The following is a 26527-nucleotide window of genomic DNA, read 5'->3' on the forward strand; positions in this document are numbered from 1 at the left end:
TTCGGTCATCACACACCTCGCACGTCGCCTTCGGTGTCTTCACGGGTAGTGCCCCGGACATCGACTCGACATTCACTCGTTTGCGCAAAGTTCACCTGCTGGAGCGGCTGGCCCGTACGGGGTGGGCGGCGGATCAGGCCACCCACCCCTGGCGTCCGGGTCAGTAGCGACGCAGGATGCGCTTGTCGGCATCCAGGCGGCGGTCCAGCTTGATCACGATGAACTCGTTGTTGTCCGCTTGGCCGGCCGTGCGGCCCGAGGAGGACGGGAAGTTGTTGTCGTTGAGGACGGCGATCGTTTGGTCGTCGAGGATCACCACGTCCTCGATGGTCTGGAACGGGAACGTGAAGGTGCTGGCGAACCCGCCGACGTGTCGCGGGTTGGCGATGTTCATCAGGTCGGCGACCAGCGTCTTGTCGAGGCGCCCGTCCCGGTTCCGGTCGCGCTTGTCGGCCAGGTAGATCCTCTTCACCTTCGCCGTCTCACCCTGACCGTTGTCCCGCTCGATGATCAGGAACCGGTCGCGGTCGACCATGATCGCGTCGCCGATCGCGTGGTCGGCAGCGTCGAGCGCGTAGGTCCAGCGCCGACCGGTGTAAGCGTTGGTCCTGACGTCGAACTCGTTGAGCCGGAGTGTGCCCGTCGGGTCGCCCGCGACCGTGCCCTCCAGCAGCGGATAGAGCGTGGCGCCGTCCGGTGACTGGGCCATGCCCTCGAAGCCCTTGCTGCTGGCGAGGTTGGCCGGGGTCGTACCGCGGGTCGGGTTCTCGGGAGCGAACACCCCCGGCAGTGGCACCGGCGCCTGCAGTAGGCGGCCCGCCCGGTCGAAGTGCAGCAGATACGGACCGAATTCGTCACCGATCCAGTAGGTGCCGTCGGCCGTCCGAGTGATCGACTCGACGTCGAAATCGGCACCGGTGAGCACCCGGTCGGCGCGGGTGAGAGCGAACGGAACCTTGCCGTACGGGTCGGTCAGGTTGATGCCGCCGACAACGTCGACGGCGCCGCCGGCGAAGCCGGGCGCGACCCGCTGGACACGCAGCAGGAAGTCGGCACTGTTGGCCTTGTTGCCGAAGCCGTTGTCCGACAACACGTCGAAGGTGCCGTCGGTGTTGCGCAGGACGCCGCTGAACCCCTGGACCGGTTGGTCGACGAACGGCGGGGTGATGCCGTTGATGGGGGCAGTGCCGAGCGACGAGCCGGACGGTTCGCTGCCGGGAACGAAGGTCGCCGCCGGCAGCATGGCGAACTTGGTCAACTCGGCCCGGTTCCACGTGCTCCGCTCGGTGGCGGACGCGGCGCCCGGCAGCGTCAGGATCAGCGCGGCCACCGCAGCACCCAGGCCCACCCGCTTGCTTACTGCCATCAGTCCTCATTTCGTCGGGAACGAAGGACCAGCTACTTCGCGGTAGTGATCCGATCGCAAGGTAGAGAGACGCGGTGAATTCGGACTGGCCAAAGGGAATCCGCGCCCGAACCGTGCGGTGACCTTCAAGGCGACCTCGGGGCGAGCGCGTGTCCGTGGTCAGCGAGGCAACAGGGGCAGCGCAACCACGACCCCACTCCCACGTCGTCGAGTTCACGCGCAGTTCATCGCAACCGTTGTGCGACAACGATGTTCCCGCAGGCGGCGGCGGCGTTGGGCGGTAGGCCGTGGCGTTCATCAGGTGAACGTGCCCGTGATCAAGGTCCTTCCGGGTGTCGGTCGGTGTTCATCCGCGAACCTCAGTTGATCCCTAGGGTCTTGCGCCGGCACGCCTTTCGCTGTCTGCGACACCCGGGAGCCCTTCATGAGTCAGGCCATTGGCATCCGCACATCACCGGTGGGGGAGGGTCCACTGTGGCGGGCGATCGTCGCGCGGGCCCACCGCCGGCCCGCGGCTACGGCGGTGGTTGACGGCGCGGGAGACCTGACCTACGCGGAGCTGGTTGCCCGCGTCGAGGAGCGGGTAGCGGAGTTGACGGTGGCCGGGGTGTCGGACGGCGACCTGGTGGGGCTGCGCATGCCGCGTAGCCGGGACGCGATCGTGGCGATGCTGGCGGTCCTGCGGGTGGGCGCGGGCTACGTGCCCATCGACCCGGCCTATCCCGCGGAACGCCAGGAGCTCATCCTCGCCGACGCGAGGCCCCGCGCGGTCATCAGCCCGGACGGCGTCGCCGCGACGGACACCCCGGTCGGAGCAGAAGCGCACGCGGCGGCTGGCACGGGAGCGGCGTACGTCGTGTACACGTCGGGGTCGACCGGGCGGCCCAAGGGCGTGGTCGTGCCGACGTCCGCGCTCGCCGCGTTCTGCGCCGCCGCCCGGCAGCGCTACGAGCTCACCGCCGCCGACCGCGTCCTGCAGTTCGCGTCGCTGAGCTTCGACGCCAGCGTCGAGGAGATCTTCCCGGCGCTGACCTGCGGGGCAGCCGTCGTGCTGCGCGATGATGACATGATCAGTCGCCCCGACCTGTTCCTGGACGGCTGCGCGGGACTCGGCATCACCGTGCTGGACCTGCCGACCGCGTACTGGCACGACCTGGTCGCCGCCCTGGACCGTGGCGAGGCGACCCTGCCCGCCACGATCCGGCTGGCGATCATCGGGGGCGAGGCCGCGCGGCCCGACGCGGTGCGCCGGTGGCAGCGTGCCGCCGGTCCCGGGGTACGACTGCTCAACACCTACGGGCCGACCGAGACCACAGTCGTCGCCACCGTCGCCGACCTGACCGACTGGGCCGGCGACGCCGTGCCGATCGGGCACCCATTGCCCGGCCTCACCTGTCGAGTACTCGCCGCGGACGGCGCCGAGGCCCCCGACGGTGAAGCCGGGGAGTTGGCGATCGGCGGAGCCCAGGTCGCCACCGGGTACCTGCGCCGGCCGGACCTGACCACCGAGCGTTTCCGGCCGGGGCCTAACGGCCGTGAGTACCGCACTGGGGACCGGGTGCGCCGCGCCGCGGACGGGTCGCTGGAGTTCCTGGGGCGCCTCGACGAGCAGATGAAGATCCGTGGCTTCCGGGTGGAGCCGGGGGAGATTGAGGCGGCCCTGCGGACCGCGCCGGGCATCGAGGACGCCGTTGTGTTGCTCGGTGAGCGGGGCGGCCAGGCGCGGCTGACCGGACACGTGGTGGCCGACCGCGGGATCGACCTGATCGCGGTTCGCGCCGCCCTGGCCGAAGTGCTCCCCGCGTACCTGGTCCCGGCTGCTCTGGTGCGCCACGACCGCCTGCCGATCACCGTGCAGGGCAAGGTCGATCGACGGGCCCTGGCCGCGGTTGTCCCGGACGGCCCGGTCGTGGACACCGACCTCACCCCAGCGCAGCGCGCGGTGGCCCGGATCTGGACGGCGGTGCTCGGTATCCCGCAGGTACGCCAGAACGACGACTTCCTCGCACTCGGCGGCGACTCGCTCGACGCCATACGCATGATCAGCGCCCTGCGGCACGAGCACGGCGTGCAGCTGACGCTGAGCCGGCTGTACGCGGCGCCCACCCTGGCGGAGGTGGCGAATCTGGTCACGAGCGTCGGAACCGGCGGGGCGACCGAGACGGTCGCCGTGGCCGAGGGCGTCCCGGTGGCGCTGAGCTCACTGCAGCGGGACTTCTGGATCGCCGAGCAGGTCTGCGCCGCCCTGCCCGCGCACACCCTGGGCATCCGCTACCGCTTCGCCGAGCGGGTCGACCCCGCCGCGCTGGCCCGAGCCCTCACTGCGCTGGCTCGTCGGCACCCACTGCTGCGCGCCCGGTTTCCCGACGACGGTGCAGAGCCGCGGATGGTGATCGGCTCCGACGCCCTGCTCGAGCTGGCGCAGGGGGAGCCGGTCAAGGCGAAGTTCGACCTCGCCGCCGGGCCGCTCGCGCGGGCGTACCTGGGCGCCGACGGCACGGAGCTGGTTCTTCTCGTGCATCATCTGGTGTTCGACGGCTGGTCCGCCACTGTCGTCGGGGAGGAGTTGGCCGCGCTGTACCGCGCCGCCCGAACCGGTGCGGAGCCCGACCTGGCCCCTGCCGTCGCGCTGCCCGATCTGGCGGCGCGGAACACGGCCGCCCGCTCCGACGCGGACCTGCGGGAGTACTGGCGGCAGCGGTTCGTCGACGCGGACCTCGACCTGGAACTGCCCGCCGACCGGCCGCGCCCGGTAGCCCGGTCCTTCGCCGCCGCGCGGCTGACCCGTCACGTCGACCCCATGCTATTGGAGCGGCTGCGCACCTACGGCCGAGGCGAGCGCGCGAGCCTGTTCATGGTGGTGCTCGCCGGGCTGCAGACGGTCCTCGCCCGCTACACCGGCCGAACCGACGTGACCGTGCTGACGCCGGTCGCCGGGCGCACCGGACCGGGCGAGGCCGCCCTGGTCGGGCCGCTGCTCAACATCCTGCCCATGCGAGGCGACGTGACCGGCGCACCGACGTTCGCCCAGCTGGTCGCACGAGTCCGCGACGCCGTCCTGGCCGACCTCGACCACCAGACACTCGCCCTTCCCGATCTGGTCGACGCGTTGGCGCGGCCCGGCAGCGGCAACCGGAACCGGGTCAGCCCGGTCATGCTCACCGTGCACAACACGCCGGCGCCGAACGACACCGCCATCCGGTACGCCGGAGAACTCCCGCCCGCCGCCACCATGGTGGACCTCGCCGTCGGCTTGGACTTCCCGACCGACGGACCGCTGCTCACCATCGACTACGCCACCGAACTGTTCGACGAGCCACGGATGGCGGCGCTGGCCGACCACCTGCTCACCCTGCTGGCCGCCGCCGCGAGCGACCCGGATACCGACGTACTACGCCTGCCGCTGCTGACCGCCGAGGAGCGGCACCGGATCCTGCGCGACTGGAACGACGTCGCGGCACCCGTTCCGGACGCGACGACGGTCCACGAGCTGTTCGAGCGGCACGCCGCAGCCACACCCGACGCGCCGGCGCTGACGTTTCGCGGCGACACGATGAGCTACGGCGACGTGAACATGCGGGCCAACCGCATCGCCCGGCGGTTACGGGCCGCAGGTGTCCAACCCGGCGACCGCGTGGCGATCTGCCTCGACCGGGGCCTCGACCTGTTCGTCGCGATGTGGGGCGTACTCAAGGCGGGAGCTGCCTACGTGCCGCTCGACCCTGCCTACCCGCGCGAACGGCTCGACTACATGCTCGCCGACAGCGGTGCCACCGTGTCGATTGACGCCGCGTACCTGCGGGACCCGCTACCAGGCGACGGCAGCGACCTGCCGCCGGCCGCCGCCGCGGACGACCCGGCATACGTCATCTACACATCCGGCTCCACTGGCATGGCCAAGGGCGTCGTCGTGACACACCGCAACCTGGTACACGCCGCCGACATGTGGCAGCGCGCCTACGATCTCCGTCCGGAGTGGACGTACCAGCAGGCGGCCAGCTTCTCCTTCGACATGTTCGTCGGGGAGACGCTGCGGGCGCACACCACCGGCGGGCGGCTGGTCGTCGTGCCCCGGGAGACGCTGCTCGACCCGGCCGACCTGTACGAGCTGATGCGCACCGAACGGGTCGAGTGCACCGAACTGGTCCCGGCCGTGCTGCGCGGGCTGCTCGCGCACGCTGACCGAACCGGCGCGGGTCTTTCCTGGCTGCGGATGCTCATCGGCGGCGGCGAGAAGTGGCACGTGCACGAGTACGAGCTGGCCCGCCGCCTGGTCGGGCCGCACGGCCGGGTGGTCAACGCGTACGGCGTGACCGAGGTGACAGTCGACAACGTATGGTTCGACGGCTCCGCGGCGCACCTGCCCTCCGAGGCGCCGCTGCCGATCGGGCGCCCGTTTCCCCGCAACCGCGTGTACGTGCTGGACGCCCACGGCGAGCCGGTACCCGCAGGTGTCGTCGGCGAGCTGTACCTGGGTGGAGCCGGTGTCGCCCCCGGATACCACCAGCGACCCGAGCTGACCGCCGAACGTTTCATCGACGACCCTTACGCCCCGGAAGCCGGGGCCCGCATGTACCGCTCCGGCGACGCCGCCCGCTTTCACGCCGACGGCACAGTCGACTTCCTCGGCCGCCTCGACGACCAGGTCAAGGTCAACGGCTACCGGATCGAACTGGGTGAGGTGGAAGCCGCGCTGGGCGCCCTGCCGGGCATCTCGTCCTGCGCGGTCGCCGTGCACACCCCGACCTCGGGTATCGCCCGGCTGATCGGATACGTGGTCACGGCGACAGGCGAGGAGGCCGACGAGGCCGTGCTCCGCGACGCGTTGGGCCGCGCCCTGCCCGTGCACATGGTCCCCGCCCGCGTGCTGACCCTGAGCGCGCTGCCGTTGACACCCAACGGCAAGCTCGACAGGCGCCGTCTGCCCGCACCGCCGCAGACCGCTGCCACACTGGCCGGCCCCGCGCCGGAGACACCACGGGAGAAGGCGATCGCCGAGGCATGGTCTGCAGTGCTCGGTGTCGCCGACATCGGTCTTGACGACAGCTTCTTCGCCCTCGGCGGGGACTCGTTCGCGGCGCTGAAGGTGGTCCGGCAGATCACGCCGGCGCCCACGCTGCTCGACCTCTACCAGCAACCGACCGTACGCCGACTCGCGGCACTGCTGGACAGCCGCGTGGAGAACCCGCCCGCCGAGCGGCGGATGCTGCACCGGCTCACCCCGCACGACGCGGACCTCGCCGCCGGTGGCGTGACCGTCGTCGGCGTCCCGTACTCGGGCGGCAGCGCGGTCGCCTACCAGCCGCTGGCGGACGCGCTGCCATCCACCTGGGCGCTACTGGCCGTCGAGCTGCCCGGACACGACTACGCCCGCCCCGACGAGCCGCTGCTGCCCTCGGCCGAGGTCGCCGAGCGGGTGCTCGCCGAGCTGCGGGAGGTCAGCGGACCGGTGCTGCTGTACGGCCACTGCCTCGGCGTCGCCGTCACCATGCAAATCGCACGGCGCGCCGAGGAGGCGGGCATCGAGCTCGCGGGTGTGGCGCTCGGCGCGGGCTTCCCGACGGCCCGGCTGCCGGGACGAGTCTTCGACTGGTTCTACCGGTTCGTGCCGACCGACGCGCTCACCTCGGACCGCGAGTACCTGGCCTACCTGCGGGGCCGCGGCGGCTTCACCGACGTGGACGACCCGCAGCAGCAGGCGTTCGTCCTACGCAACGTCCGCCACGACGCCCGCGACGCCGAGGAGTTCTTCACCACCGCCTACGGGGGGCAGACCGCCAGACTGAAGGCTCCCGTACTGGCCGTCGTGGGCTCACGCGACCGGGTGACCGAGCACTACCAGGAGCGCTTCCACGAGTGGGAGCACTTCGCCGAGGGCGGTGTGCGCCTCGCGGTCCTGCCCAAGGCCGGGCACTTCTTCGTCAAGTCGCACGCGCAGCCGCTGGCTGCCGAGCTCGTGGCGTTCGCGGGCGGCGCGACGACCGAACCGTTGCCACAGGATCAGCAGGCGGGGCCGGCGCCGAGTCTCGCGCGCTTCGCGACCGTCGCTGCCGGTCAGTTCCTCTCGATGATCGGCAGTGGGCTCAGCGCTCTCGTACTCAGCATCTGGGTCTTCCAACGCACCGGATCCCTCACCGACTTCGCCGTCGTCAACGCGATAGGTCTGCTGCCCGGCATTCTCGTCGGGCCGATCGCCGGCGCGGTCGCCGACCGTTGGGACCGGCGACGGGTGATGCTCGCCAGCGACACGGTCGCGGGCCTGTCCATGGTGACGCTGGCCGTTGCGGTGTTCGCCGGTGGCGGCCTGCAGCTCTGGCAGATCTACCTGGCGGTGTCGGTCACCTCGATGGCTGGCGCGTTCCAACGGCCCGCCTACCTCGCGGCCGTCGCCCAACTGGTGCCCAAACGGTTCCTCGGGCACGCCAACGGCATCAGCCAGCTCGGTGTCTCGGTCGGCACCGTGTTCGCCCCGCTGCTCGGCGCCGGCCTGATCGCCACCGTCGGTGTTCCCGGCGTGCTGCTCATCGACACCGCCACCTTCATCGCCGGGGTGCTGTCCCTCCTGCTCGTGCGGTTCCCGAACCTGATGTTCCATCGCCGGGAAGAGGCGTTCCGCACCGAGATCGCCAACGGCTGGCGCTACATCATCCGCCGCCCTGGCCTACGGGCCGCGTTGCGGTTCTTCATCGTCGACCATGCCTTTTACACGCTCGGCTTCGCCGTCATCACCCCGATGCTGCTCATCGAGCAGAGCCCCGCGGTGCTCGGTCTGGCCCTGGGCGCCGGGGGCGTCGGAGGGCTCGCCGGCAGTGTCGTCATGGGCGTCTGGGGCGGAACCGTCCGCCGCGCCCACGGCCTCATCCTCTTCATGGGCCTGGCGAGCATCGCGATGACCGTCGTCGGGCTCGGCGCCAGCCCGGTGTGGGTGATCGTGGGCATGTTCCTGCTGACCTTCGGCGAGTCGCTCGCCGAGGGGCACTGGATCGCCGTCGTGCAGACGAAGGTCGGCTTCGAGTTGCAGGGCCGCGTCCTGTCGATCTTCATCTCGCTGATGATGCTCACCATGCCGATCGGCTACCTGGTGGTCGGCCCACTCGCCGAACGGTACGTCCAACCACTGCTCGAACCCGGCGGCCCTCTCGCCGGCACCGTCGGCGAGGTGCTCGGCACCGGACCCGGACGCGGACTCGCGCTGCTGGTGACCGTCAGCGGCCTGCTGCAACTCGCGTGGGCCGTTCGGGGCTGGCTCGACCGCCGGCTGCGCCTGCTCGAGGACGACCTACCCGACGCCCTCCCACCCGCCGAGATCGGCTCCCGCGACGACCTGCAGCGCGCGGCCGACGCAGCCCTGTCCACCCCCCGCTGACACCCACCATCGCGAAAGGCCATCACATGTCCGTCGACACCCACCTCGAGCACCCCATCGACGCGTACGGGACCCCCCTGATCGACGCGCGGGACCTCGTACCCGGTGCCCGGATCCTCGTCAAGGACGAGACCCGGTACGCGTCCGGAAGCCACAAGGAACCGGCCGCGCGCCAGGTCGTCGCCCGGGCGATCGCCGAAGGTCGACGGCGCATCGTCATCGCCACCTGCGGTAACTACGGACGCGCGATGGCCATGGCCTGCGGCGCCATCGGCATGCCCTGCACCGTCGTGCTGCCCACCGGCTGGAGCGACGGCGGTGCCTTCATGCGCTCGGCCGGCGCGGACGTGCACCTGATCGACGGCAGCTATGAGGACGCGGTCGACGAGTCCAGGCGACTGGCCACCCTCGACGGCGCGATCGACGGCAACGTCGACGGACCCTACGTCGAGGCGGTGTTCACCGGCCACGGCACCGTCGCCCACGCCCTGCACGCCGAGCTGGACGAACCGCCGGCGGCGCTGTGGATCCCGGTCGGCAACGGCACCACAGTCATCGCCGTACACAGGGCGCTGGGTCAGCTCGGGTGGGACGTGCCGCTGCACGGCGTCGGCTCGGCCGGCAACAACCCGCTGGTGACGAGCTGGCCAGGACCGTACCGGATGCTCCACCCGGACGGCGTCACCACCACCGACCACAACCAGCCGCTTGTCAACTGGCACGCACTGCAGGGCCCCGAGGCCATCGACGCGATCAGGGCCAGCGGCGGTGCCGTGCACGCGGCCACCGACGACGAACTGCTCACCGCGCGGCACCTGCTCGCCGAGTACGGAGCCCAACCCACCGCCGCCGGCTCCGTCGCCCTGGCCGGGCTACTCGCTTACGCCCGTAGCACCGAATTGACCGGAACCCACGTCGTCCTGCTCAGCGGCCGCTGACCCCACCCACACCCGCCTCCGAGGAAACAACCATGACGCTCACCGCCGCGCCCGCGTCCATCCCTACCCCCGCGCCCACCCTGCTGTTCGCCCGCGCCCGTACCACCGGAGCCGACGAGCGCGTCTTCCTCGGCAAGCTCGGTGTCCTGGCCCTGATCACTGCGGCCGGGGTCACCCTCGCCCTGCGTCCGGAGCCGGTCGCGGTCGTCGCGGGCGTACTGCTGCTGGCCGCCATGTACACCCACGCGGTCGAGCTCCAACACCAGGTACTGCACCACTCCGCGTTTCGCAGGGCCTGGCCTCACCGCCTGGTCGGGGTGCCACTCGGCCTCCCACTGTTCGTCGTCTACAGCCACTACCGGGTACGGCACCTGCAGCACCACCGCTTTCTGGGCACCCCGCACGACACCGAGTTCTTCGGATTCGACACGCGCCAATCGCTGACGCTCGCCACGCTGCTGCGAGGATCGTTCGACTACTACCGCGTCCTGGTCGTGCTACGGGACGTCGTCCGCAGCGCGGCCGGTCGGTGGAACTACGAGTTCGGTGACATCAGCCCGAAAATGCGGCGTCACGTCGTGCAGGAGCACCTGGTTCAGGGCGCCGCAGTTCTCACCGCCACCGGTCTGACCTTCGCCGGTCTCGGTGAGTACGTGTTGCTGCTCTGGGTGCTGCCGGTCGTCGCCGCCGTGCCGATGCACTTTCTCGTGGAGCTGCCCGAGCACATTCTGTGCGACACCGAGACCACAGACGTGCTCCACAACACCCGTTCGATCCGTGGTAGCTGGTTGAGTACCTGGTACACCAACGGCAACAACCTGCACATCGAGCATCACGCCGCGATGAGTGTGCCCATCAACCAACTCCCCGCCCGGCACGAGGAAACGAGGCGGCTCGCCAGACACGTCGAGCGGACGTACATCGACTTCTACCGCACGTTATGGCAGGCGCTGCGCGCCCCGAAGTAGCTGCCGGTACACCGCGGAGAACCTCGAAGCCATGATGGGCTCACGTGTGGGGTCGCCGCGGGTTGTCGGCGAAGTCATCGGCGAGGCGGCCCGGCCACCCAAGGTGTGGATGCAGATGAGCACCGCGACGATCTATGCGCACCGCTTTGACGCGGCCAACGATGAGTACGGCGGTCTGATCGGCGGTGGAGAGCGCGGTGTGCCCGGGTACTGGGCGTACAGCGTCAAGATCGCTCAGAATTGGGAACTTGCGCAGGAGCAGGCGGCCACTCCAGATACCCGCAAGGTGGCGCTATGGTCGGCCATGGTGATGAGCCCCGACCCCGGCGGCGTGTTCGACGTGCTGAGCTGGCCGGCGCGGCTCGGACTCGGCGGACCGGTCGCGGGCCTGCCGGCCACCAGAGCGATGGCTGAGGTCGGCGCGTTCGCGATGCGCTCGGACACCGAACTGCTGCTGAAGAGCCGGCGGGTCACCCCGGGTCGGCTCTCTGACGCGGGATTCACATTCGGTCATCGCGGTGGCAGACCGCAGCCGTAGACCTGGCGTCACGGCGTCGCCGAGGCTAGCGGCTACGCGCCAAAGCCAAAGTTCCGTTGGTCTGAGCCTTGGGACATGCGGGCGTAGGCTTTTCGGGATGTGGATCGGCGAGCTGTCCAAGCGCACGGGCGTGAGTCCGCGCTCCCTGCGGTACTACGAGGAGCAGGGCCTGCTGACCAGTTCACGCTCCGACGCCGGGCAGCGCCACTATTCCGATGCCGAGGTCCAGCGGGTGTCGCTGATCCAGCAGCTGTTCGACGCGGGTATGTCCAGCCGGGTGATCGCGACTGTGCTGCCGTGTGTGGAGACCCCGAGCGACCCGGCCGTCATAGAGTCGGCGTTCGTGACGATGACGCGCGAGCGTGACCGGATCGACGCCGACATCGCGCACCTGATCGAGGCCCGGGATGCGCTCGACGTGCTGATCAGGATCAACCGCCAGCACTCGGCGGAGCTGTCCACGGCCCCGGAACCGGTGACGCGGTCGACTTGATGCTGTGACCCGCGCCTCAGGCAGTTGCCCCTCACATCGGTGTGAGAGGTGAGGATGGCTGCAGAGCCCGGAACCACCGGGTCGGTCACACGGGAGGCGACAGAGGATGGGACAGGCGTGGGGTTTCAGCAGGTATGGCGGGCCCGAGGTGCAGGAGCTCTTCGATCGTCCTGATCCAGTCCCCGGTCGCGGCGAGGTGCTGATCCGAGTCGACGTCGCAGGCGTGAATCCTCTCGACTACCTTCTGCGCCTGGGTCTGGTCCCCGGGCTCGACGGCGGGCGTCCGTTTCCGCTTGTGCTGGGCATGGAGGCAGCGGGAACCGTTCTCGCCCTGGGCGAGGGCGTCGACGGACTCGAGGTGGGTGACGCGGTCTTCGGCTTCGCACTCACCGGTGGCGGCACCTATGCCGAGACGACGGTGCTGTCCGCACCGAACACCGCGCGCGTCCCGGTGGGCCTGTCCGCGGCCGTGGCGGCAACGCTGCCAGTGGCTGGGACGACCGCGGTGGACGTGCTCGACCAACTCGGTCTCCCGGCCGGTGCCACGGTCCTGGTCAACGGGGTCGGGGGCGGGGTCGGCCTCCTCGTCGCCCGGCTGGCCGTCGAGCGCGAGTTGCGGGTGATCGGCATCGGGAGTACCACCAAGCGCGAGGCCGCCGAGGCCATCGGGGTGCGGTTCGTCGACTACACAGCCGGGGACGTCGTCGCCACGGCACGCGAGCTGGTACCGGACGGCTTCGACGGGATCGTCGACCTGGTCGGAGGCATCTCGCTGCGGACGGTCGCTCCACTGGCCAAGGATCCCCGCAACGTCATCTCCGTTGGTGACATGTCTGTGACCGAGATAGGTGGGCGCTCCGTCGAGCGTCGCCTCGACCGCGAGAACCTGGAGCGGTCCGCCCGGCTGGCCCTCGACGGAGTCCTCACACCCGTGATCACTGCGGTCCATCCACTGTCCGACGCTCCGGCCGCCCTCGCCACCGTCGAGAACGGTCACACTTCGGGCAAGGTTGTCATCAAGGTGGCATGACAAGTGCGTGGCCGACCGACGCCGGAGACCAGATGGCCTCAGCCATTTACTGAAACGGCAGTTGGTCAGACTCCGGCCGTTGTCCGTTGGGGACGGTCGCCGACAACGCCGGCGCAGTGGTCAGCGACCCACCGCCGACGATCGTGTTGACCATCCCGGCGACGAGCCCACCCTGAGCAGCGCGCCTGCCTCGCAGGGGGTCAGTCCTGGTCGTCCTTCTTGTCGCGGTCCATGGCCAGGTCGAGCGCGAGGACGCTGCCGATGATGAGCAGCGGGTCGACGTCGGCGGTGACCTGCACCGCGTAGGTGTCCCGGATCGTCAGCCACCGTTTGGAGACCGCGGCCACCTCGACCCCGTCGCGCTCGATCACGTACTCGTGGTCGAGCAGGTCACCCTTCATCTCCAGGTCGTCGGACCCCGGCACATCGATGGTGAACTTCTCCCGGAACGGCGTGAGGAGCTTCTTGCGGACCTCTGCGGCCTTCTCGCCGCCGATCCGGACCTCGTAGGTGGGACGCAGCGCCACCAGGTGCCGGTGCAGAGTGGCGACCTCATGCCCGGAAGCGTCCTCGATGACGACCTTGTTGCGAACGCTGAACACCTTGCCATCGACGTGGAAAACCTTGGTGCCGTGCTCGTCGAGCACGTCGAAGTCGTCGCCGATCGAGAAGAACCGCTCCCTGATGACAAACATGCTTCGATTCTCCCTCACCGTGCGTGGGAGCGCCCGGCCGGCCGCTCTGGACCCGGTCCTCGCCGGCTGACCCAAAGGGGCTCGCACACTCCACCCTCTACGACGACGATCAGGTCATCCGCAACATCCTGTCCGCTGTCCGAGCGTCATTTCGTAGCTGATCATCGTGGGTGCTATCGAGCAGCTAGATCGTGCCGGCGGCTGTGTGGGTGGTGGGGCGCCTGGTGGTCGACGTTGCCGGTCATGGCGTTGAGGATCGCGGGTAGTTCGGCCACGGTCTGAGCGGGCAGGCCGGTCACGGTTTCCTCTGCCAGGGCGTGCCACAGCAGCTTGACCTGGTCGGCGAGTGCCCTCCCGCTCTCGGTGAGTTCCACGATGCTGGCGCGCTTGTCGAAGGGGCCGGGTTCGCGGCGGACGTGCCCGGAGGCTCCGAGCTTGCGGGTCATGAGCGTGACGCTGGCTGCCGGGATCGGCCTAGCTATCGGCATAGTCAACCTGCTACTACCGCAACATCGGCGCGGCTGACCGACGTCCGCTCTAAGTAGCCGAATTGAGGTACATGTTGGACCACATGCGGCGACTGCGCCGGATCGTCGTCAGTGCCGGTGCCGAGTGTGGTCAGCGCCGCACGTGGCGCCGGAGGTGATCACCGGTGTCCGTTTCCAGGTGCGGCAGTCGCGCTCGGGTGATCAGTCTGCACGGTCCAGCGTGACCGTGCTGCGCTGGGGGGTGCTCGCCCACAGTGCTTGCAGAGTGGGGTAGTGCTGTAGTTCCCACTCCGCTTCACCGATCGCGTGGTCGCGGTCGGGGCCGGGTGGACTGAAGTCGAACCCGGTGTTTCCGACACTGAGTTGGTCGAGATCGGCGAGCGCGGGCGCGTCGGGGAATACCAGATCCAGGCTCACCTGCCAGTATTCTGGCTGGTACCAGTCGGTCTCGGTCCAGGTGTCCCGCACGTTGACGGCGAACTGTCGGGTGAAGCTCAGGCTTGGGAGCTGGTCGTGCCAGCTGTGCCGGCCCCACTGAACAATGAAGCCGTCGGCGTCGCTGTCCGGTCCTGGCTCTAGGCCATCGACCGGCTGGGCAAGAAACTCGCGGAACGCCTTCCACGCGGCCTCGACGTTGTCCACCCGGTCCGGAGTCAGACCGTGTCGGCGTAGTAGTCCGGCCAGTTCCTCCGGCGAATCACGCCACGCGATACCCACCGTTCGCCCTCCCCGCTCGGGACCCGACCGTCCGCTCGATCAGGTCGACATGCACACGCGCATGACCGCCGCGGCATGAAGCGTCATCCTCCCGCCGAGGGCGGGCCCGGTCCAGCCGGGTACTGAGACGAGGTTGGATTAACTGGATGTCCGGTCGAGGCAGGTTGCTTGCCCCAATCAGCACCGATGCCCAAGCCGGCCGTGAGAGTGCGGCGTCAGCGCCGTCCCGAGTCGGTGGGGCCGCTCGCCGCGATGGACGGCCGCCGTGGCCGCTTCTTCGCGCGCCGCTCAGACGTATCCGGATCTGCCGCTCCGGGAGGGCTGGCGTTCATCGTTGGTGGTGACGCACGGTGATGTATGGCTACCTCTCCTGCTTCGGCTTCCAGTGTCATACCTGCCGATCAACTTGTCGTGCGCGCCGCGGTGTCCGCCTTCTTGGGCCGCTACCGTGGGCAGGCTCGCGTGCATACCGAGTCCGACCTGCGGGTCTTCCTTCGTTGGTGCAGGGGCATGCTGGGTACCGTGAGCGATGGGTACATCCGTTTGATCCCGACCGACCGGGGGTGGCAGCCCACGCCCGAGGGCGCCGCCGCAGCAACAGCCTACGTAGCTCGGCTCTTCTCCGGCCCCGAGGACGACGTCGAGGAGGTCGAGTATGAGTTCTACGACCGGGTCACCCTGATCGATGCCGGCGAGAACACCACCCGAATCTCTTGCTCGAACTGCAACGGGGACCTCGACGTGGAGTGGCTCAACGATCTGATCGAAGAGAACGGCGAAAGCTTCGACAGCATGGACGTCTCGGTGCCCTGCTGCGGCGCGGTCGTTTCCCTGGATTCGCTACGCTACGACTGGCCGGTCGGGTTCGCCCGGTTCGAGGTGAGCGCCATGAACCCGACTCGCGCCAAATACGAACTCGACGCCGAGGAACTCGCCGACGTGACCGCACTTCTCGGTCATCCTGTCGCCCAGATACTCGCTCATTACTGATGGCCGGGCCCATGGCCAGCGCCTGTTACTAAAAGACGTGTGCCAAGCCGAACGCCACCAAGATCGGGTGCACGCATCTGCCGCCGACCGTGTGGTCGCCTTGTATGCATCCGCGGATGCCCGACGCGCCCGACCGCGAGTGTCATTGCCTCCTCTGCGAGGGCGACGGCACGCCGCGGGTTCGATGGCGGCGGGCAGAGAAGTCCTGGCCGGAGCGCGAGCGCCGCAATGCCCGGCTGGTTCGCGAGTACGGTTGGGGCGTCACCGGCGTCCTTGGCTTGACTACGCCCGACTGGGCCTACTCGATTGGTCTGTGGCACAGCTACGGCAGCGTCGAGGTGTGCGTGCTCGGCATCCCGCAGCAGCGGGCCATGGAGATCGTCAACACGGTAGGCCGCCTGATCCGCGACGGGCAGCCGCTGACTCCCGGCCGCAGGCTGACAGGCGTCATCGACGGGCACGAGCTCGCGCTCGCTCCGGTGCACGGCAGTTGGTACGGACAACTGTTCGGCGCGGCCATCGATTGTTATCAGCGTCCGCCGTTTCCGGTCGTGCAACTGCTGTGGTCGGACAAGGCCGACCGCTACCCGGGTGGCCCCGAGTTCGAAGACGGCGCGCATGAGATCCAGCCGTCGCTGTGGCTGCCGATGGACGAGCACCCGCGCAGTATGTGGACCGAACCGACGCCGCCATGGATGTACCCGAATCTTGATCCTTGCCAGGTCGTGTTCACGCTCAAGCGCATCATGGACGGAGGCCGCCCGGTCAACCGTGTGGTCCACGATCACGACGGGAGCTGGCAGTTCCTCGACGGAGACGCGATGGAACAGCCGGACGTGACCACCGCGCATCTGGTCCACCTCGTCGCCCACCACGACGTCGGCCAGTTGCTGGACCTGCCGGCGGGTTGGCGCGCTTGGCGGCAGCGGGACGGCAGCTGGCTACGCTGGACCGTCGAGCCGCAGTAAGCCTGCCAGTCCCACTGCGGGACCGGGTCCAGCAGCGAGGACGTGACCAATGAACGCCTGGTTCCAGGTCGAGCTTCCCGCAACCGACGGAGTCGGAGCAACTGCTCGCCGGTCTGTAAGGAGGGGACGCGGCATTCGATCTGACGCTGCCACATTGTCTGGAACGCTCACCGCTGCACGCTTCTGCCGCGAGGCGCGCGCTACGCAGTGTCCCGCCGAGCTGGCCTGAGTGCCGTCCGGATGTGCCGATGAGCGTTCGCTCGATCATCAAGCAACCGTGAACGGATATCTCTCCGATCACGGTCTCGATCTTGGGACAGCGGAGCGACCCGCCCAGCCGCTAGCATCGCGCTGATTCCCACTCCCCATTACGGAGACCTCCATGCGCAAACTTGCCGCCGCTGCCCTCGTGGGCATGGTCGTGGCCGTCCTCCCGGCAACGGGCGCCCTGGCCGCCGACCCCAAGCCGGATATCGCGGTGAGCTCCGCCGCCGACAAGGCCAACTACGCCGAGGGCGAGACCTTCACCATCACGGTCACGGTGAAGAACAAGAGCTCCGTCGACGCTAAGCGCGTGCACTACACCGGCGGGGACAGCGAGGGCGTCGAGGATGTCGCCTACGGTGTGCTGTCGACCGGCTTCGATCTTGCCGCCGGCGCCACCAAGACCGTTCAGCTCACCGGCAAGACCAACCGCATGGCGTGGCAGGCCGGCTACGGATTCGTCGCCTTCTCGCTTGCCGCCGACAACGGTGAGGCCAACGACGCCGACAACGTCACCAGCGTGCGGCTGCTGGTGGGGGGCGCCTTCGACGATCTCGGCGGCTACGTCTTCCAGGGTGAGTCCTCTGGCGCCGAGTGGACACCCCGGACACCTGGCGTCCCGGGTGTCAAGGTCGTCGCCACCAGTGCCGACGGCAAGACGAAGTACGCCGAGGCCATCACGGACGCCAAGGGCCTGTTCCGTTTCGCCCGCCTCCCCGTCGGCGACGTCCTGCTGACCTTCACCGCACCGGCGGGCTGGAAGATCCTGGCCGGCGAGAACGGCGAGGAGAACCACACGCTGGCGCAGGTCCGCGTCGACGACAGCGACGAGCCGCAGATCTTCGTGCCGGCGAAGAAGGTCGCCGTGAGCTCGCCGAGCACCTCGCCATCAGCGTCGCCGTCGGCATCAGCGTCGCCGTCGGCATCAGCGTCGGCGTTGCCGTCAGCGTCAGCGAGCGCCGGCCCGGGCCTGCCGGTCACCGGCGACAACACCATGCTGCTCGTCGGCGCGGCTACCGCCGCCGTCGCGGTCGGCCTCGCGCTGGTGCTCGTCGCACGGCGCCGCCGCCTACACCTGCGGGCCTGATCGACCAAGGTCGCCCCAGCGGCCGAACACCCGCAGGCTGCAGCGCCCCCTAGTCGTGCAAGGCGAAGGGCGCCGAGGCCCCAGCACCCCGCTGGAGCCTCGGCGCCGCGACTCCGGCCGCGGCAACGTCCTCAACGCGCGCTCCTCTGGTGTTCACGTTCATGGCCGTCGTCGGCCACTCGAACACCCCCGGCCTCGGGATCTTCCTGTGGGGTCTGTACGCGTTGATCAGGTTTACGCTCATGCCGCGATCCGCGCGCTACGCAGGTATACCCGACCGCTCGCGGCTCGCGGTGCGGATCTGTCGTTGTGAGTGCGTCCGGACATTCTGGGTGCCGGTGACGTGCGATCGGGCCGCAAGCAGTGACGAACCGCAACGCGGACGGACTGCGGGCCGACACCCAGCAGTCAACCCACCGAGAGCACCTCCGGAGGCATGCCTTCAGGGGAGCAGGTAGGCGGTCAGCCGGTCGGCGAGTTGCTTCGGGTGGCTGAGCGCCACCGAGTGTCCGCCGTCTGTCTCGTCGGGGGCGGTGCCGAGTCGGTCGGCGGCTACCCGGCGCTGGAAGTCTGCCGGGAAGAACTGGTCCTCGCGGGCGATGAGCACCGTCGTCGGCACGTCTGGCCAGGCGTCCAGGGGCCACGGATCGTTCCCTTCCGTGCTGACCTGGTCCCGGTTGTGTGCCGCTGCCTCCGCGACGATGTCGGCCGGCACGCCGTTGTAGAACTGCTGCTCCTCGCTGAGCCCTTCCGTGCCGTGGTAGCCGGTGTTGGCCCACCAGTCACCGGGTCTCTCACCGGGCTTGGGGACCATCGGTGTGAGCAGGACGAGCAGCCGCACCGGCCGCTTGTCGGCAATGAGCGGCGCGGTGAACGCACCGTACGAGTGCCCGACGACCACGAGGTCGCTCCGGTCGCCGATCGCGTCGAGGACCGTCTGGCAGAACTCGGCGAACCCCGCGGAGCTGTCCTCGATCGGCAGCTCCGGTACTACCACGTCGTGGCCGCGGCTGATCAGCTCGGGGACGAGGAGATGCCAGTCCCAGGCGCTGCCCCCGCCGCCGTGGATCAGAACGAAAGTCGCCATACCCCGAAGCCTCACACACCGGTACGACAGCCACCGCTCGCGGTATCGGAGGAGCCAGGGTCAGGTACGGGAGCAGCACGGCAGCGATAGGAGCCTTCACGGCGAAACGTCGGCATTGGCGCGTGGTGAACGACGGGTATCCCCGAGGGGGATCCTGCGTCGATCATTGCCCGGAGATAGATGCGAGTCACTCTCACCTCCGGGTGGAACGTCCGGGCACGGAGGGCGAGACATCGGCACCGGAAGCCGGGCGTACCGAACGCCCGACTCCGCGTCCCCGGAGGATCGCCATGCCCCGTCCCGCTCTCCGTAACCGGCTCGCGGCGTTCACCGCCGCCGTCCTGACCGCGAGCGTCCTGACGGTGACCCCGCCGTCACCCGCGCTGGCCGCCAGCACGTTCGCCACCAACGACTACTGCCTCGGCCAGTGCGCCGACATCCTGCCCCCCGGGCAGAACGGCAACGCCACGCTTGTCGCGATCCTGGCGCACCAGGCGCTCGGCACCCGCCCGGCGCACTCCAGCGACCAGCTCGACGAGTACGCGAACCTGGTCTACAACTACGCCGGGCTGACCGACGAGCAGATCGCCCACTTCTACAACGACGCCTCGTTCGGCGTCCCGGCCGCGCAGGTCGAGAGCACCGTCTCGCCGCGCGCGGACGTCACGATCGTGCGTGACAAGGCCACCGGCGTCCCGCACGTCACCGGCACCACCCGCGCCGGCACCATGTTCGGCGCCGGCTACGCCGGGGCCCAGGACCGGCTCTGGGTGATGGACCTGCTGCGGCACGTCGGCCGCGGCAACGTCACCTCGTTCGCCGGCGGCGCCCCCGGCAACCGGGAGCTGGAGCAGAGCGTCTGGGCCAACTCGCCGTACACCGAGGCGGACCTCCAGGCCCAGGTGGACGCGCTGCGCACCAAGGGCGTCCGGGGCCAGCAGCTCTACACCGACGTGGTCGACTACATCGCCGGGATCAACGCCTACATCGACAGGTCGATCGCCGAGGACAACTACCCGGGTGAGTACGTTCTCGCCGGCGCCGGTAAGCCGAAACACTTCACCATGACCGACCTGATCGCCACCGCCGGCGTGATCGGCGGGCTCTTCGGCGGGGGCGGCGGCAGCGAGATCCAGTCCGCCCTGGTCCGGGTGGCCGCCCGCGCCAAGTACGGCGCCACCGAGGGCGACCGCGTGTGGGCGGCGTTCCGCTCCCAGAACGACCCGGAGACCGTCCTCACCCTGCACGACGGGCAGAGCTTCCCGTACGGGGGGACGCCGCCCGGCGCGACCAGCGCGGTGCTCCCCGACGCCGGCTCGGTGGTCGCCGAGCCCCTCGCCTACGACGCCACCGGCGGGGCCGCCACCCGCGCCGGCGCCAGTACCGCCACCAAGGAACTGCTCGGCGGCCTGACCAACCTGCGCGCCCACGGCATGTCCAACGCGGTAGTGGTCTCCGGCCGGCACACCACCACCGGCAACCCGGTGGCCGTGTTCGGGCCGCAGACCGGCTACTTCGCGCCGCAGTTGCTGATGCTCCAGGAGTTGCAGGGGCCGGGCATCAGCGCTCGCGGTGCCGCGTTCGCCGGGCTCAACCTCTACGTGCTGCTCGGCCGAGGTCAGGACTACGCGTGGAGCGCGACCTCCGCCGCACAGGACCTCACCGACACGTACGCGGTGCCGCTGTGCACCACCGACGGCAGTGCCCCGACGCTGCGCACCAACCGCTACCTCTACCACGGGCAGTGCCTCGCCATGGAGGCGCTGGAGCAGCGCAACTCCTGGTCCCCGACGCTTGCCGACTCCACCCCGGCCGGCTCGTACACGTTGCGCGCGTTGCGCACGAAGTACGGGCTGGTGGCCCACCGGGGCCTGGTGAACGGGCAGCCGACCGCGTTCACCAAACTGCGCTCGACCTACCGGCACGAGGCGGACTCGGCGATCGGCTTCCAGGCATTCAACGACCCGTCCGCGATGGGCAGCGCGGCGGCCTTCCAGGCGTCCGCGGCCGACGTCGGGTACGCGTTCAACTGGTTCTACGTCAACTCGACCGAGGCGGCGTACGTCAACTCCGGCTCGAATCCGGTCCGTCCGGCCACCGCCGACCCGAATCTGCCCACCAAGGCCGAACCGGCGTACGAGTGGGCCGGCTGGAACCCGGACACCAACGACGCCACCTACACCCCGGCGTCGGCGCATCCGCAGTCGGTCAATCAGGACTACTACGTCAGCTGGAACAACAAGCAGGCGCGGGACTTCGGGGCCGCGGACGGCAACTTCAGCTTCGGCTCCGTACACCGGGCTCAGTTGCTCGACGGCCCGGTGCGCGCCGCGATCGCCCAGCGCAAGCTTGGTCGCGCCGACGTCGTCACGATCATGGCGGATGCGGCGGTAACCGACCTGCGCGGCCAGCAGGTTCTCGGTGACCTGCTGCGGGTGCTGGACAGCACGCCGGTCACGGATCCGGCGCTGGCCGACGCGGTCGGCAAGCTGCGCGCCTGGCAGCAGGCCGGAGCACGTCGGGTGGAGACGTCCCCCGGCTCCAAGGTCTACCAGCACGCCGACGCCATCCGGATCTTCGACGCCTGGTGGCCGCTGCTGGCCTCGGCGCAGTTCCGTCCCGGCCTCGGGCCGGACCTCTACGCCGCGCTGGTCGACGCCATCGAGGTGAACGAGGCGCCGTCGGGCGGCCAGAACGGGGGACGCGACGGCGCCGCGAGCTGGGCGTCGCAGGGGCAGGCGCACAAGGGCTCGTCGTTCCAGTACGGCTGGTGGGGCTACGTCGACAAGGACCTGCGCGCCGTCCTCGGCGACCCGGTGGCCGGTGGGCTGGGTCGCGCGTACTGCGGCAACGGCAACCTCGGCGCGTGCCGGCAGGTCCTGCTCGACACGCTCGGCCAGGCCGCCGCGGTGCCGACCACCACTGTCTACCCCGGAGACAAGTCCTGCGGGGCCGGTGATCAGTGGTGTGCCGACTCGATCGCCCAGTCCGGGCTCGGCGGCATCACCCACCCGGTGATCGCCTGGCAGAACCGCCCCACCTACCAGCAGGTCGTGTCATTCCCGGCGCGCCGGGGCGACGATGTCACCAACCTGGCGCAGGGTCGTCCGACCACCGCGTCGAGCACCCAGTTCCTGACCGGCCACACCCCGGCCAAGGCGGTCGACGGCAGCCTCGGCAGCCGGTGGGCCAGCAGCTACAACGACAACCAGTGGCTCCGGGTCGACCTCGGCGCGGCCCGCCGCGTCAGCCGGGCGGTGCTGCGCTGGGAGGCCGCCTACGGCACCTCGTACCGGATCGAGGTCTCCGGCGACGGCACCTCCTGGGCGCCGGTGTTCGCCACCACCACCGGCAACGGCGGCGTCGACAACGCCACCTTCGCCCCGGTCACCGCCCGCTACGTTTGGGTGTACGGGGTCAAGCGGGCCACCTCGTACGGGTTCTCGCTCCACGAGTTCGAGCTGTACGGACAGTGATCTCACCCGGAGGGGGCGGCGGGAACCACTCGCCGACCCCTCCGGACGTGCGCAGCGCCGGGTGGCACCTCACACGGCAGGCGCCGCCGTGGGCATGGCACCCTCGGCGAGCTTGAGTCGCGTCCAAATGTTCATGTTGATGACAACAGCGACGATCTCCAGGATCTCGTCCTCCGTGAAGTGCGCAGCCATCCTGTCGTGTGCCGCCTGGAGCCGCGTGTTGACGGTGACGTCGGCGGCCCGGGTCAACGCCTCGGCATAGGCCAGGGCGGCTTGTTCCTCTTCGGTGAACAGGTGCGTCTCCCACCACGCGCTGAGGGTCTCGACCTTGGGCGGCGGGATGTCGGCGACGCGGGCGGCGGCGTGGTGCACCAGAAGGCAGTAGCTGCAATTGTTGATCTGGGCGACGCGTAGTCGCAGGAGCTGAGCCAGGGCCTGGTCCACCTGGAGTGTGGCGGTATGGCCGAAAGCTGCGGCACCGGCGTTTGCCAGAGCCATGAGTCGTTCGTTTGTGACGTTCAGTCGGACGTTCTGAATCCTGGTATCCAAGGGGACCTCCTGCAGGTCACAACGACAGACCAGTGGTGGGGACGTCACTTTGTGCGCAGCCCCCAACATCGGGAGAAGTCCTCTGACCTCGTGTCGAGTCGCTGCGCGCGGCTCTGCCGCTCCAGAACTGGGGGGTCGGGGCGGCTCGCTCTCGCGACCTCGCTCTCATCGACCCCCGGGCTGCTCGTACCCCGCCGTGAGCAGCCTCAGCACCACTAATTGGCCCCCAGTTAAGGGGTCGGCTCAGCGGACGGTTGCACGAGGAACGATTTGATGTGTTCCAGTGCCATGTCCAGCGCGACTCCCATGGGTGCGACGTCGTGCGCGGCGTTCGCCAGCAGGTAGCCGCCCTGCAATGCGGCCATCAACCCCGTGGCCAACTTCTCCGGATCGGCGTCCTGGCGCAGTAGACCGCTGTCCCGCATGCGGTGCAGGCCGTCACTGATCAGCTTTTCCCATGCCGCAAACGTCTCCGACAGCGACGATCGAGCCTGCTCATCTTGATCGGACAGCTCAAGAGCCATCGACCCGAGGCCGCACCCGTATTTGCCGTTGTTCAGCGAGTTGGCCTGGACCAGCGCGTTACGCCACCGGACCAGCCCTGAGAATGATCGCAGTCGTTCGAGCCCTGCACGCTCACGCTGAAGCACAAGCGCGCCTCGATATTTGACCAAGGCGCGCACGAGTTCCTGCTTGTCGGCGAAGTGGTGGTAGAGCTGAGACTTGCTCGTCTGGCTTGCCTCGCGGATGTCGTCAAGGGTCGTCGCGTTCACTCCGCGCACGAGCATCAGCCGGTTCGCGGCCTCGAGGATTCGATCTCGGGTCGCGATGCCCCGTTGACTGATCCTCCGCCTATTCGTCGGCGCAGCCACCTGCTCGTCGCTCATCTGTCAAGTGTATCCAGCGCATCAGATGATCTAGCGAAAATGGGACCTTGAAGTCCATTATTGTCCCGTCGCATTCACGTGATGGTGAGCGACGGACGTCCGTGCTGTCAGTTCGATCGGCCCCGACCGGCGCGCGGACCCAGGTCCGCGCGCCGGTGGTGTCAGGCCGTCGCCCGCTTCGGAAGCTTCCACCCCGGGCGGGGGAAGTGGCAGGTGTATCCGTTGGGGTAGGTCTGCAGGTAGTTCTGGTGCTCAGGCTCGGCCTCCCAGAAGTCACTTGCTGCGGTGACCTCGGTGACGACCTTGCCAGGCCACAGGCCCGAGGCGTCGACGTCGGCGATCGTGTCCTCGGCGACCCGCTTCTGCTCGTCGCTGGTGTAGAAGATCGCCGAGCGGTAGCTCATGCCGATGTCGTTACCCTGGCGGTTCTTCGTCGACGGGTCGTGGATCTGGAAGAAGAACTCGAGCAGCGCCCGGAAGTCGGTCTGGTCGGTGTCGTAGACGACCTCGATGGACTCCGCGTGGGTGCCGTGGTTGCGGTAGGTGGCGTTCGGGACGTCGCCCCCGCTGTACCCGACACGCGTGGAAACGACGCCGGGCTGACGACGGAACAACTCCTCCATGCCCCAGAAGCAGCCGCCGGCCAGAATCGCCTTTTCGGTGTTCACATCGTCTCCTTGCCTGTCATCGTGCTGGTATTGGTGTCACTCGTGAACAGGGTGCGGTATTCGCCGTACCCTGCGTTCGCCAGGTCGTCGAGGTGGATGAACCGCAGCGACGCCGAGTTGATGCAGTAGCGCAGTCCGCCCTTCTCGGGGGGACCGTCGTTGAAGACGTGGCCGAGGTGGCTGTTCCCGTTCAACGAGCGGGCCTCAGTCCGGATCATTCCGTGGCTGGAGTCTTCGCGCTCGACGACGTTCGTCCTGGCGATCGGCTTGGTGAAGCTCGGCCAGCCGGAGTTGCTGTCGTACTTGTCGACAGATGCGAACAATGGCTCGCCGGACACGACGTCGACGTAGATGCCGGGCTCATGGTTGTCCCAGTAGGCGTTGGCGAACGGTCGCTCGGTGCCGTCCTGCTGGGTCACGCGGTACTGCTCCGGGTTGAGCCGCGAAACGGCTTCCGGGTTCTTGCGGTACTGGGTGTGCTGGTGCACAGCTCTCCCTTCATGGCCTTGCGACGCAAAGCTGCTGAGCCAGGCGGAGCGCACCTGGACACGCAGGTACAGACAATCCCCGGGTCAGCCATATTCCCGCAGCCGCTGCCTTGTATGGACTTAGAAGTCCAGGACAACGTCTGTGACCGGGGCGAACGAGGGCTCTTCTGCCGGTCTGAACTGGGATTTATGCTAATCCTGGCAGTGACCGCCTGGCCCAGTAGTGGACTTGACAGACCAGTTTTGCCGCAACTAGGTTCGGATGTCCGACGGGATGCCTCCGGTAGCGACGCGCTGCCCGACCTGCCCGCCGGTTTCGAGTTCGCAGACGTCCCCGCCACTCGGCGACATCCTCATCCTCGCGTCGCAGCCGCCACCGGTCAGCGTGGTGTGGCACGGCGCCGAGGCTTGGCGCCGCCAATGCTGGGAACGGAGTTGTGCTCCTCGTGGCAGTGCGGCGAGGACTGGATGCAGGGAGGTACTTGATGAAGGCGATCGTGGTGACGGACGAGGCTGCGGGAACGGCCGGGATGACGCTGGTGGAGCGGCCTGAGCCGGAACCGGCCATCAACGACGTCGTTGTCCAGGTTCATGCGTCGGGGTTCGTCCCGACCGAGATGGCATGGCCCTCGACCTGGACCGATCGCCTCGGCCGTGACCGGACTCCGTCGATACCCGGGCACGAGCTGGCCGGAGTGGTAAGCGCACTCGGGTATGGCACGACGGGACTGTCGGTGGGGCAGCGGGTCTTCGGCCTCACGGACTGGACCCGCGACGGCACCCTGGCGGAGTATGTGGCTGTCGAGGCGCGCAACCTCGCACCGCTGCCCGGCGACGTCGACTTCACGGTGGGCGCGAGCCTGCCGATCTCTGGTCTGACCGCTTGGCAGGGACTGTTCGAGCACGGCCGCCTTCGGGCGGGGCAGAGCGTCCTCGTGCACGGCGCGGCCGGTGCAGTCGGTTCGATGGTGACGCAGCTCGCACGCGAGTTCGGCGCCTATGTCATCGGCACCGGGCGCGCCGCCGACCGGCAGAAGGCGTTCGAATTCGGTGCGCAGGAGTTCGTCGACCTCGAGAACGACGTCCTCGAAGACGTCGGTGGAACTGATCTGGTTTTCGACGTCATCGGCGGCGACATCGGGAAACGGTCGGCAGGCCTGATTCGAGCCGGAGGAAGCCTCGTGTCCGTCGTCGGGCCGCCCGAGGTGCGGCCCGCGGACGCCCTGACCATCGATTTCGTCGTGACGTCTGACCGCGGCCAACTATGTGAAATCGTCCAACGGGTACGGGACGGGCGACTGCGGACGAACATCGGCAACGTCGCGGGCCTCGACGACGCCGTCGCCGCTCTCAACCCGACCGAGCGGAGCACCGGAAAGACGATCATCCGCGCTCGCTCGTAAGGATTCGGGGGCAGCAACCGGCCCCCGCTGTCCTTGCGGATCACCGCAGCCACCGGGGAAG

The 26527-nt window shown here is 69.0% G+C and carries 20 protein-coding genes; 11 read left to right on the forward strand and 9 right to left on the reverse strand.

Annotated features, from left to right (window positions below; genetic code table 11):
• Nucleotides 1–160: 160 nt before the first annotated feature.
• The gene (locus tag IW248_RS04075) at nt 161–1366 is read right to left on the reverse strand and encodes an esterase-like activity of phytase family protein (RefSeq protein ID WP_196925714.1); all 1206 of its coding nucleotides are present in this window, start codon (nt 1364–1366) and stop codon (nt 161–163) included.
• A 424-nt stretch (nt 1367–1790) separates the two neighbouring features.
• Between IW248_RS04075 and IW248_RS04080 the strand changes: the two genes are divergently transcribed.
• The 6 genes from IW248_RS04080 (at nt 1791) to IW248_RS04105 (ending at nt 12699) form a co-directional block, all read left to right on the forward strand.
• The gene (locus IW248_RS04080; protein WP_196925715.1) at nt 1791–8732 is read left to right on the forward strand and encodes a non-ribosomal peptide synthetase/MFS transporter; all 6942 of its coding nucleotides are present in this window, start codon (nt 1791–1793) and stop codon (nt 8730–8732) included.
• Between the two features lie 26 nt (nt 8733–8758).
• Nucleotides 8759–9670: a pyridoxal-phosphate dependent enzyme gene (locus IW248_RS04085; protein ID WP_196925716.1), complete on the forward strand. Its 912-nt coding sequence runs from the start codon at nt 8759–8761 to the stop codon at nt 9668–9670.
• Nucleotides 9671–9702: 32 nt separating this feature from the next.
• On the forward strand, nt 9703–10638 hold the full coding sequence (locus IW248_RS04090) for a fatty acid desaturase family protein (protein ID WP_196925717.1): 936 nt from the start codon (nt 9703–9705) through the stop codon (nt 10636–10638).
• A gap of 115 nt (nt 10639–10753) precedes the next feature.
• Nucleotides 10754–11176 carry a Rossmann-fold NAD(P)-binding domain-containing protein gene (locus IW248_RS04095; protein ID WP_231396171.1) on the forward strand — a complete coding sequence of 141 codons (423 nt, stop codon included), beginning with the start codon at nt 10754–10756 and terminating at the stop codon, nt 11174–11176.
• 97 nt (nt 11177–11273) lie between these two features.
• Nucleotides 11274–11669: a MerR family transcriptional regulator gene (locus tag IW248_RS04100; protein ID WP_196925718.1), complete on the forward strand. Its 396-nt coding sequence runs from the start codon at nt 11274–11276 to the stop codon at nt 11667–11669.
• Nucleotides 11670–11775: 106 nt separating this feature from the next.
• Nucleotides 11776–12699: an NADP-dependent oxidoreductase gene (locus IW248_RS04105; protein WP_196925719.1), complete on the forward strand. Its 924-nt coding sequence runs from the start codon at nt 11776–11778 to the stop codon at nt 12697–12699.
• A gap of 200 nt (nt 12700–12899) precedes the next feature.
• Here IW248_RS04105 and IW248_RS04110 read toward each other — a convergent pair whose 3' ends face one another.
• The 3 genes from IW248_RS04110 to IW248_RS04120 form a co-directional block, all read right to left on the reverse strand.
• Nucleotides 12900–13394 (reverse strand): LURP-one-related family protein, encoded by a 495-nt coding sequence (locus tag IW248_RS04110; RefSeq protein WP_196925720.1) that lies wholly within the window; start codon nt 13392–13394, stop codon nt 12900–12902.
• A gap of 173 nt (nt 13395–13567) precedes the next feature.
• Nucleotides 13568–13840, reverse strand: coding sequence for a MarR family winged helix-turn-helix transcriptional regulator (locus IW248_RS04115; protein WP_196925721.1), 273 nt, complete (start codon nt 13838–13840; stop codon nt 13568–13570).
• 243 nt (nt 13841–14083) lie between these two features.
• Entirely contained in the window at nt 14084–14524 is a 441-nt protein-coding gene (locus IW248_RS04120) for a hypothetical protein (protein WP_196925722.1), read from the reverse strand.
• 597 nt (nt 14525–15121) lie between these two features.
• Here IW248_RS04120 and IW248_RS04125 point away from each other — a divergent pair.
• From IW248_RS04125 to IW248_RS04135, 3 genes are all read left to right on the forward strand, one after another.
• A complete protein-coding gene (locus IW248_RS04125) occupies nt 15122–15589 on the forward strand; it encodes a hypothetical protein (protein ID WP_196925723.1) in 468 nt (155 codons plus the stop codon).
• A gap of 116 nt (nt 15590–15705) precedes the next feature.
• A complete protein-coding gene (locus IW248_RS04130) occupies nt 15706–16557 on the forward strand; it encodes a DUF4262 domain-containing protein (protein WP_196925724.1) in 852 nt (283 codons plus the stop codon).
• A gap of 382 nt (nt 16558–16939) precedes the next feature.
• Entirely contained in the window at nt 16940–17908 is a 969-nt protein-coding gene (locus IW248_RS04135; RefSeq protein ID WP_196925725.1) for an SdrD B-like domain-containing protein, read from the forward strand.
• A gap of 442 nt (nt 17909–18350) precedes the next feature.
• Here IW248_RS04135 and IW248_RS04140 read toward each other — a convergent pair whose 3' ends face one another.
• Complete coding sequence (locus IW248_RS04140) at nt 18351–18995, reverse strand: alpha/beta fold hydrolase (RefSeq protein ID WP_196925726.1); 645 nt, start codon at nt 18993–18995, stop codon at nt 18351–18353.
• A gap of 290 nt (nt 18996–19285) precedes the next feature.
• Between IW248_RS04140 and IW248_RS04145 the strand changes: the two genes are divergently transcribed.
• Entirely contained in the window at nt 19286–22471 is a 3186-nt protein-coding gene (locus IW248_RS04145) for a penicillin acylase family protein (protein ID WP_196925727.1), read from the forward strand.
• A gap of 69 nt (nt 22472–22540) precedes the next feature.
• Here IW248_RS04145 and IW248_RS04150 read toward each other — a convergent pair whose 3' ends face one another.
• The 4 genes from IW248_RS04150 to msrB form a co-directional block, all read right to left on the reverse strand.
• Complete coding sequence (locus IW248_RS04150) at nt 22541–22969, reverse strand: carboxymuconolactone decarboxylase family protein (RefSeq protein WP_196925728.1); 429 nt, start codon at nt 22967–22969, stop codon at nt 22541–22543.
• 281 nt (nt 22970–23250) lie between these two features.
• Nucleotides 23251–23907 (reverse strand): TetR/AcrR family transcriptional regulator, encoded by a 657-nt coding sequence (locus tag IW248_RS04155; RefSeq protein ID WP_196925729.1) that lies wholly within the window; start codon nt 23905–23907, stop codon nt 23251–23253.
• 161 nt (nt 23908–24068) lie between these two features.
• Nucleotides 24069–24575, reverse strand: a complete 507-nt coding sequence (msrA, locus tag IW248_RS04160; protein WP_196925730.1) for a peptide-methionine (S)-S-oxide reductase MsrA — start codon at nt 24573–24575, stop codon at nt 24069–24071.
• A complete protein-coding gene (gene msrB / locus IW248_RS04165; RefSeq protein ID WP_196925731.1) occupies nt 24572–25063 on the reverse strand; it encodes a peptide-methionine (R)-S-oxide reductase MsrB in 492 nt (163 codons plus the stop codon). Before msrB ends, msrA begins: the two co-directional genes overlap by 4 nt.
• 485 nt (nt 25064–25548) lie before the next feature.
• Between msrB and IW248_RS04170 the strand changes: the two genes are divergently transcribed.
• The gene (locus IW248_RS04170) at nt 25549–26466 is read left to right on the forward strand and encodes an NADP-dependent oxidoreductase (RefSeq protein ID WP_196925732.1); all 918 of its coding nucleotides are present in this window, start codon (nt 25549–25551) and stop codon (nt 26464–26466) included.
• Nucleotides 26467–26527 lie beyond the last annotated feature (61 nt).

It is taken from the genome of Micromonospora ureilytica, from assembly GCF_015751765.1.
GTDB lineage: Bacteria > Actinomycetota > Actinomycetes > Mycobacteriales > Micromonosporaceae > Micromonospora > Micromonospora ureilytica.

Excerpts from the sequence above, each read along its gene's own strand:
- IW248_RS04155 (WP_196925729.1), bottom strand. The coding sequence starts at position 23,907 with ATGAGCGACGAGCAGGTGGCTGCGCCGACGAATAGGCGGAGGATCAGT.
- IW248_RS04080 (WP_196925715.1), top strand. The coding sequence starts at position 1,791 with ATGAGTCAGGCCATTGGCATCCGCACATCACCGGTGGGGGAGGGTCCA.
- IW248_RS04130 (WP_196925724.1), top strand. The coding sequence starts at position 15,706 with ATGCCCGACGCGCCCGACCGCGAGTGTCATTGCCTCCTCTGCGAGGGC.
- IW248_RS04085 (WP_196925716.1), top strand. The coding sequence starts at position 8,759 with ATGTCCGTCGACACCCACCTCGAGCACCCCATCGACGCGTACGGGACC.
- IW248_RS04115 (WP_196925721.1), bottom strand. The coding sequence starts at position 13,840 with ATGACCCGCAAGCTCGGAGCCTCCGGGCACGTCCGCCGCGAACCCGGC.
- IW248_RS04090 (WP_196925717.1), top strand. The coding sequence starts at position 9,703 with ATGACGCTCACCGCCGCGCCCGCGTCCATCCCTACCCCCGCGCCCACC.
- IW248_RS04150 (WP_196925728.1), bottom strand. The coding sequence starts at position 22,969 with ATGGCTCTGGCAAACGCCGGTGCCGCAGCTTTCGGCCATACCGCCACA.
- IW248_RS04095 (WP_231396171.1), top strand. The coding sequence starts at position 10,754 with ATGAGCACCGCGACGATCTATGCGCACCGCTTTGACGCGGCCAACGAT.
- IW248_RS04170 (WP_196925732.1), top strand. The coding sequence starts at position 25,549 with ATGAAGGCGATCGTGGTGACGGACGAGGCTGCGGGAACGGCCGGGATG.
- IW248_RS04145 (WP_196925727.1), top strand. The coding sequence starts at position 19,286 with ATGCCCCGTCCCGCTCTCCGTAACCGGCTCGCGGCGTTCACCGCCGCC.
- IW248_RS04075 (WP_196925714.1), bottom strand. The coding sequence starts at position 1,366 with ATGGCAGTAAGCAAGCGGGTGGGCCTGGGTGCTGCGGTGGCCGCGCTG.
- IW248_RS04110 (WP_196925720.1), bottom strand. The coding sequence starts at position 13,394 with ATGTTTGTCATCAGGGAGCGGTTCTTCTCGATCGGCGACGACTTCGAC.
- IW248_RS04140 (WP_196925726.1), bottom strand. The coding sequence starts at position 18,995 with ATGGCGACTTTCGTTCTGATCCACGGCGGCGGGGGCAGCGCCTGGGAC.
- IW248_RS04135 (WP_196925725.1), top strand. The coding sequence starts at position 16,940 with ATGCGCAAACTTGCCGCCGCTGCCCTCGTGGGCATGGTCGTGGCCGTC.
- IW248_RS04100 (WP_196925718.1), top strand. The coding sequence starts at position 11,274 with ATGTGGATCGGCGAGCTGTCCAAGCGCACGGGCGTGAGTCCGCGCTCC.
- IW248_RS04105 (WP_196925719.1), top strand. The coding sequence starts at position 11,776 with ATGGGACAGGCGTGGGGTTTCAGCAGGTATGGCGGGCCCGAGGTGCAG.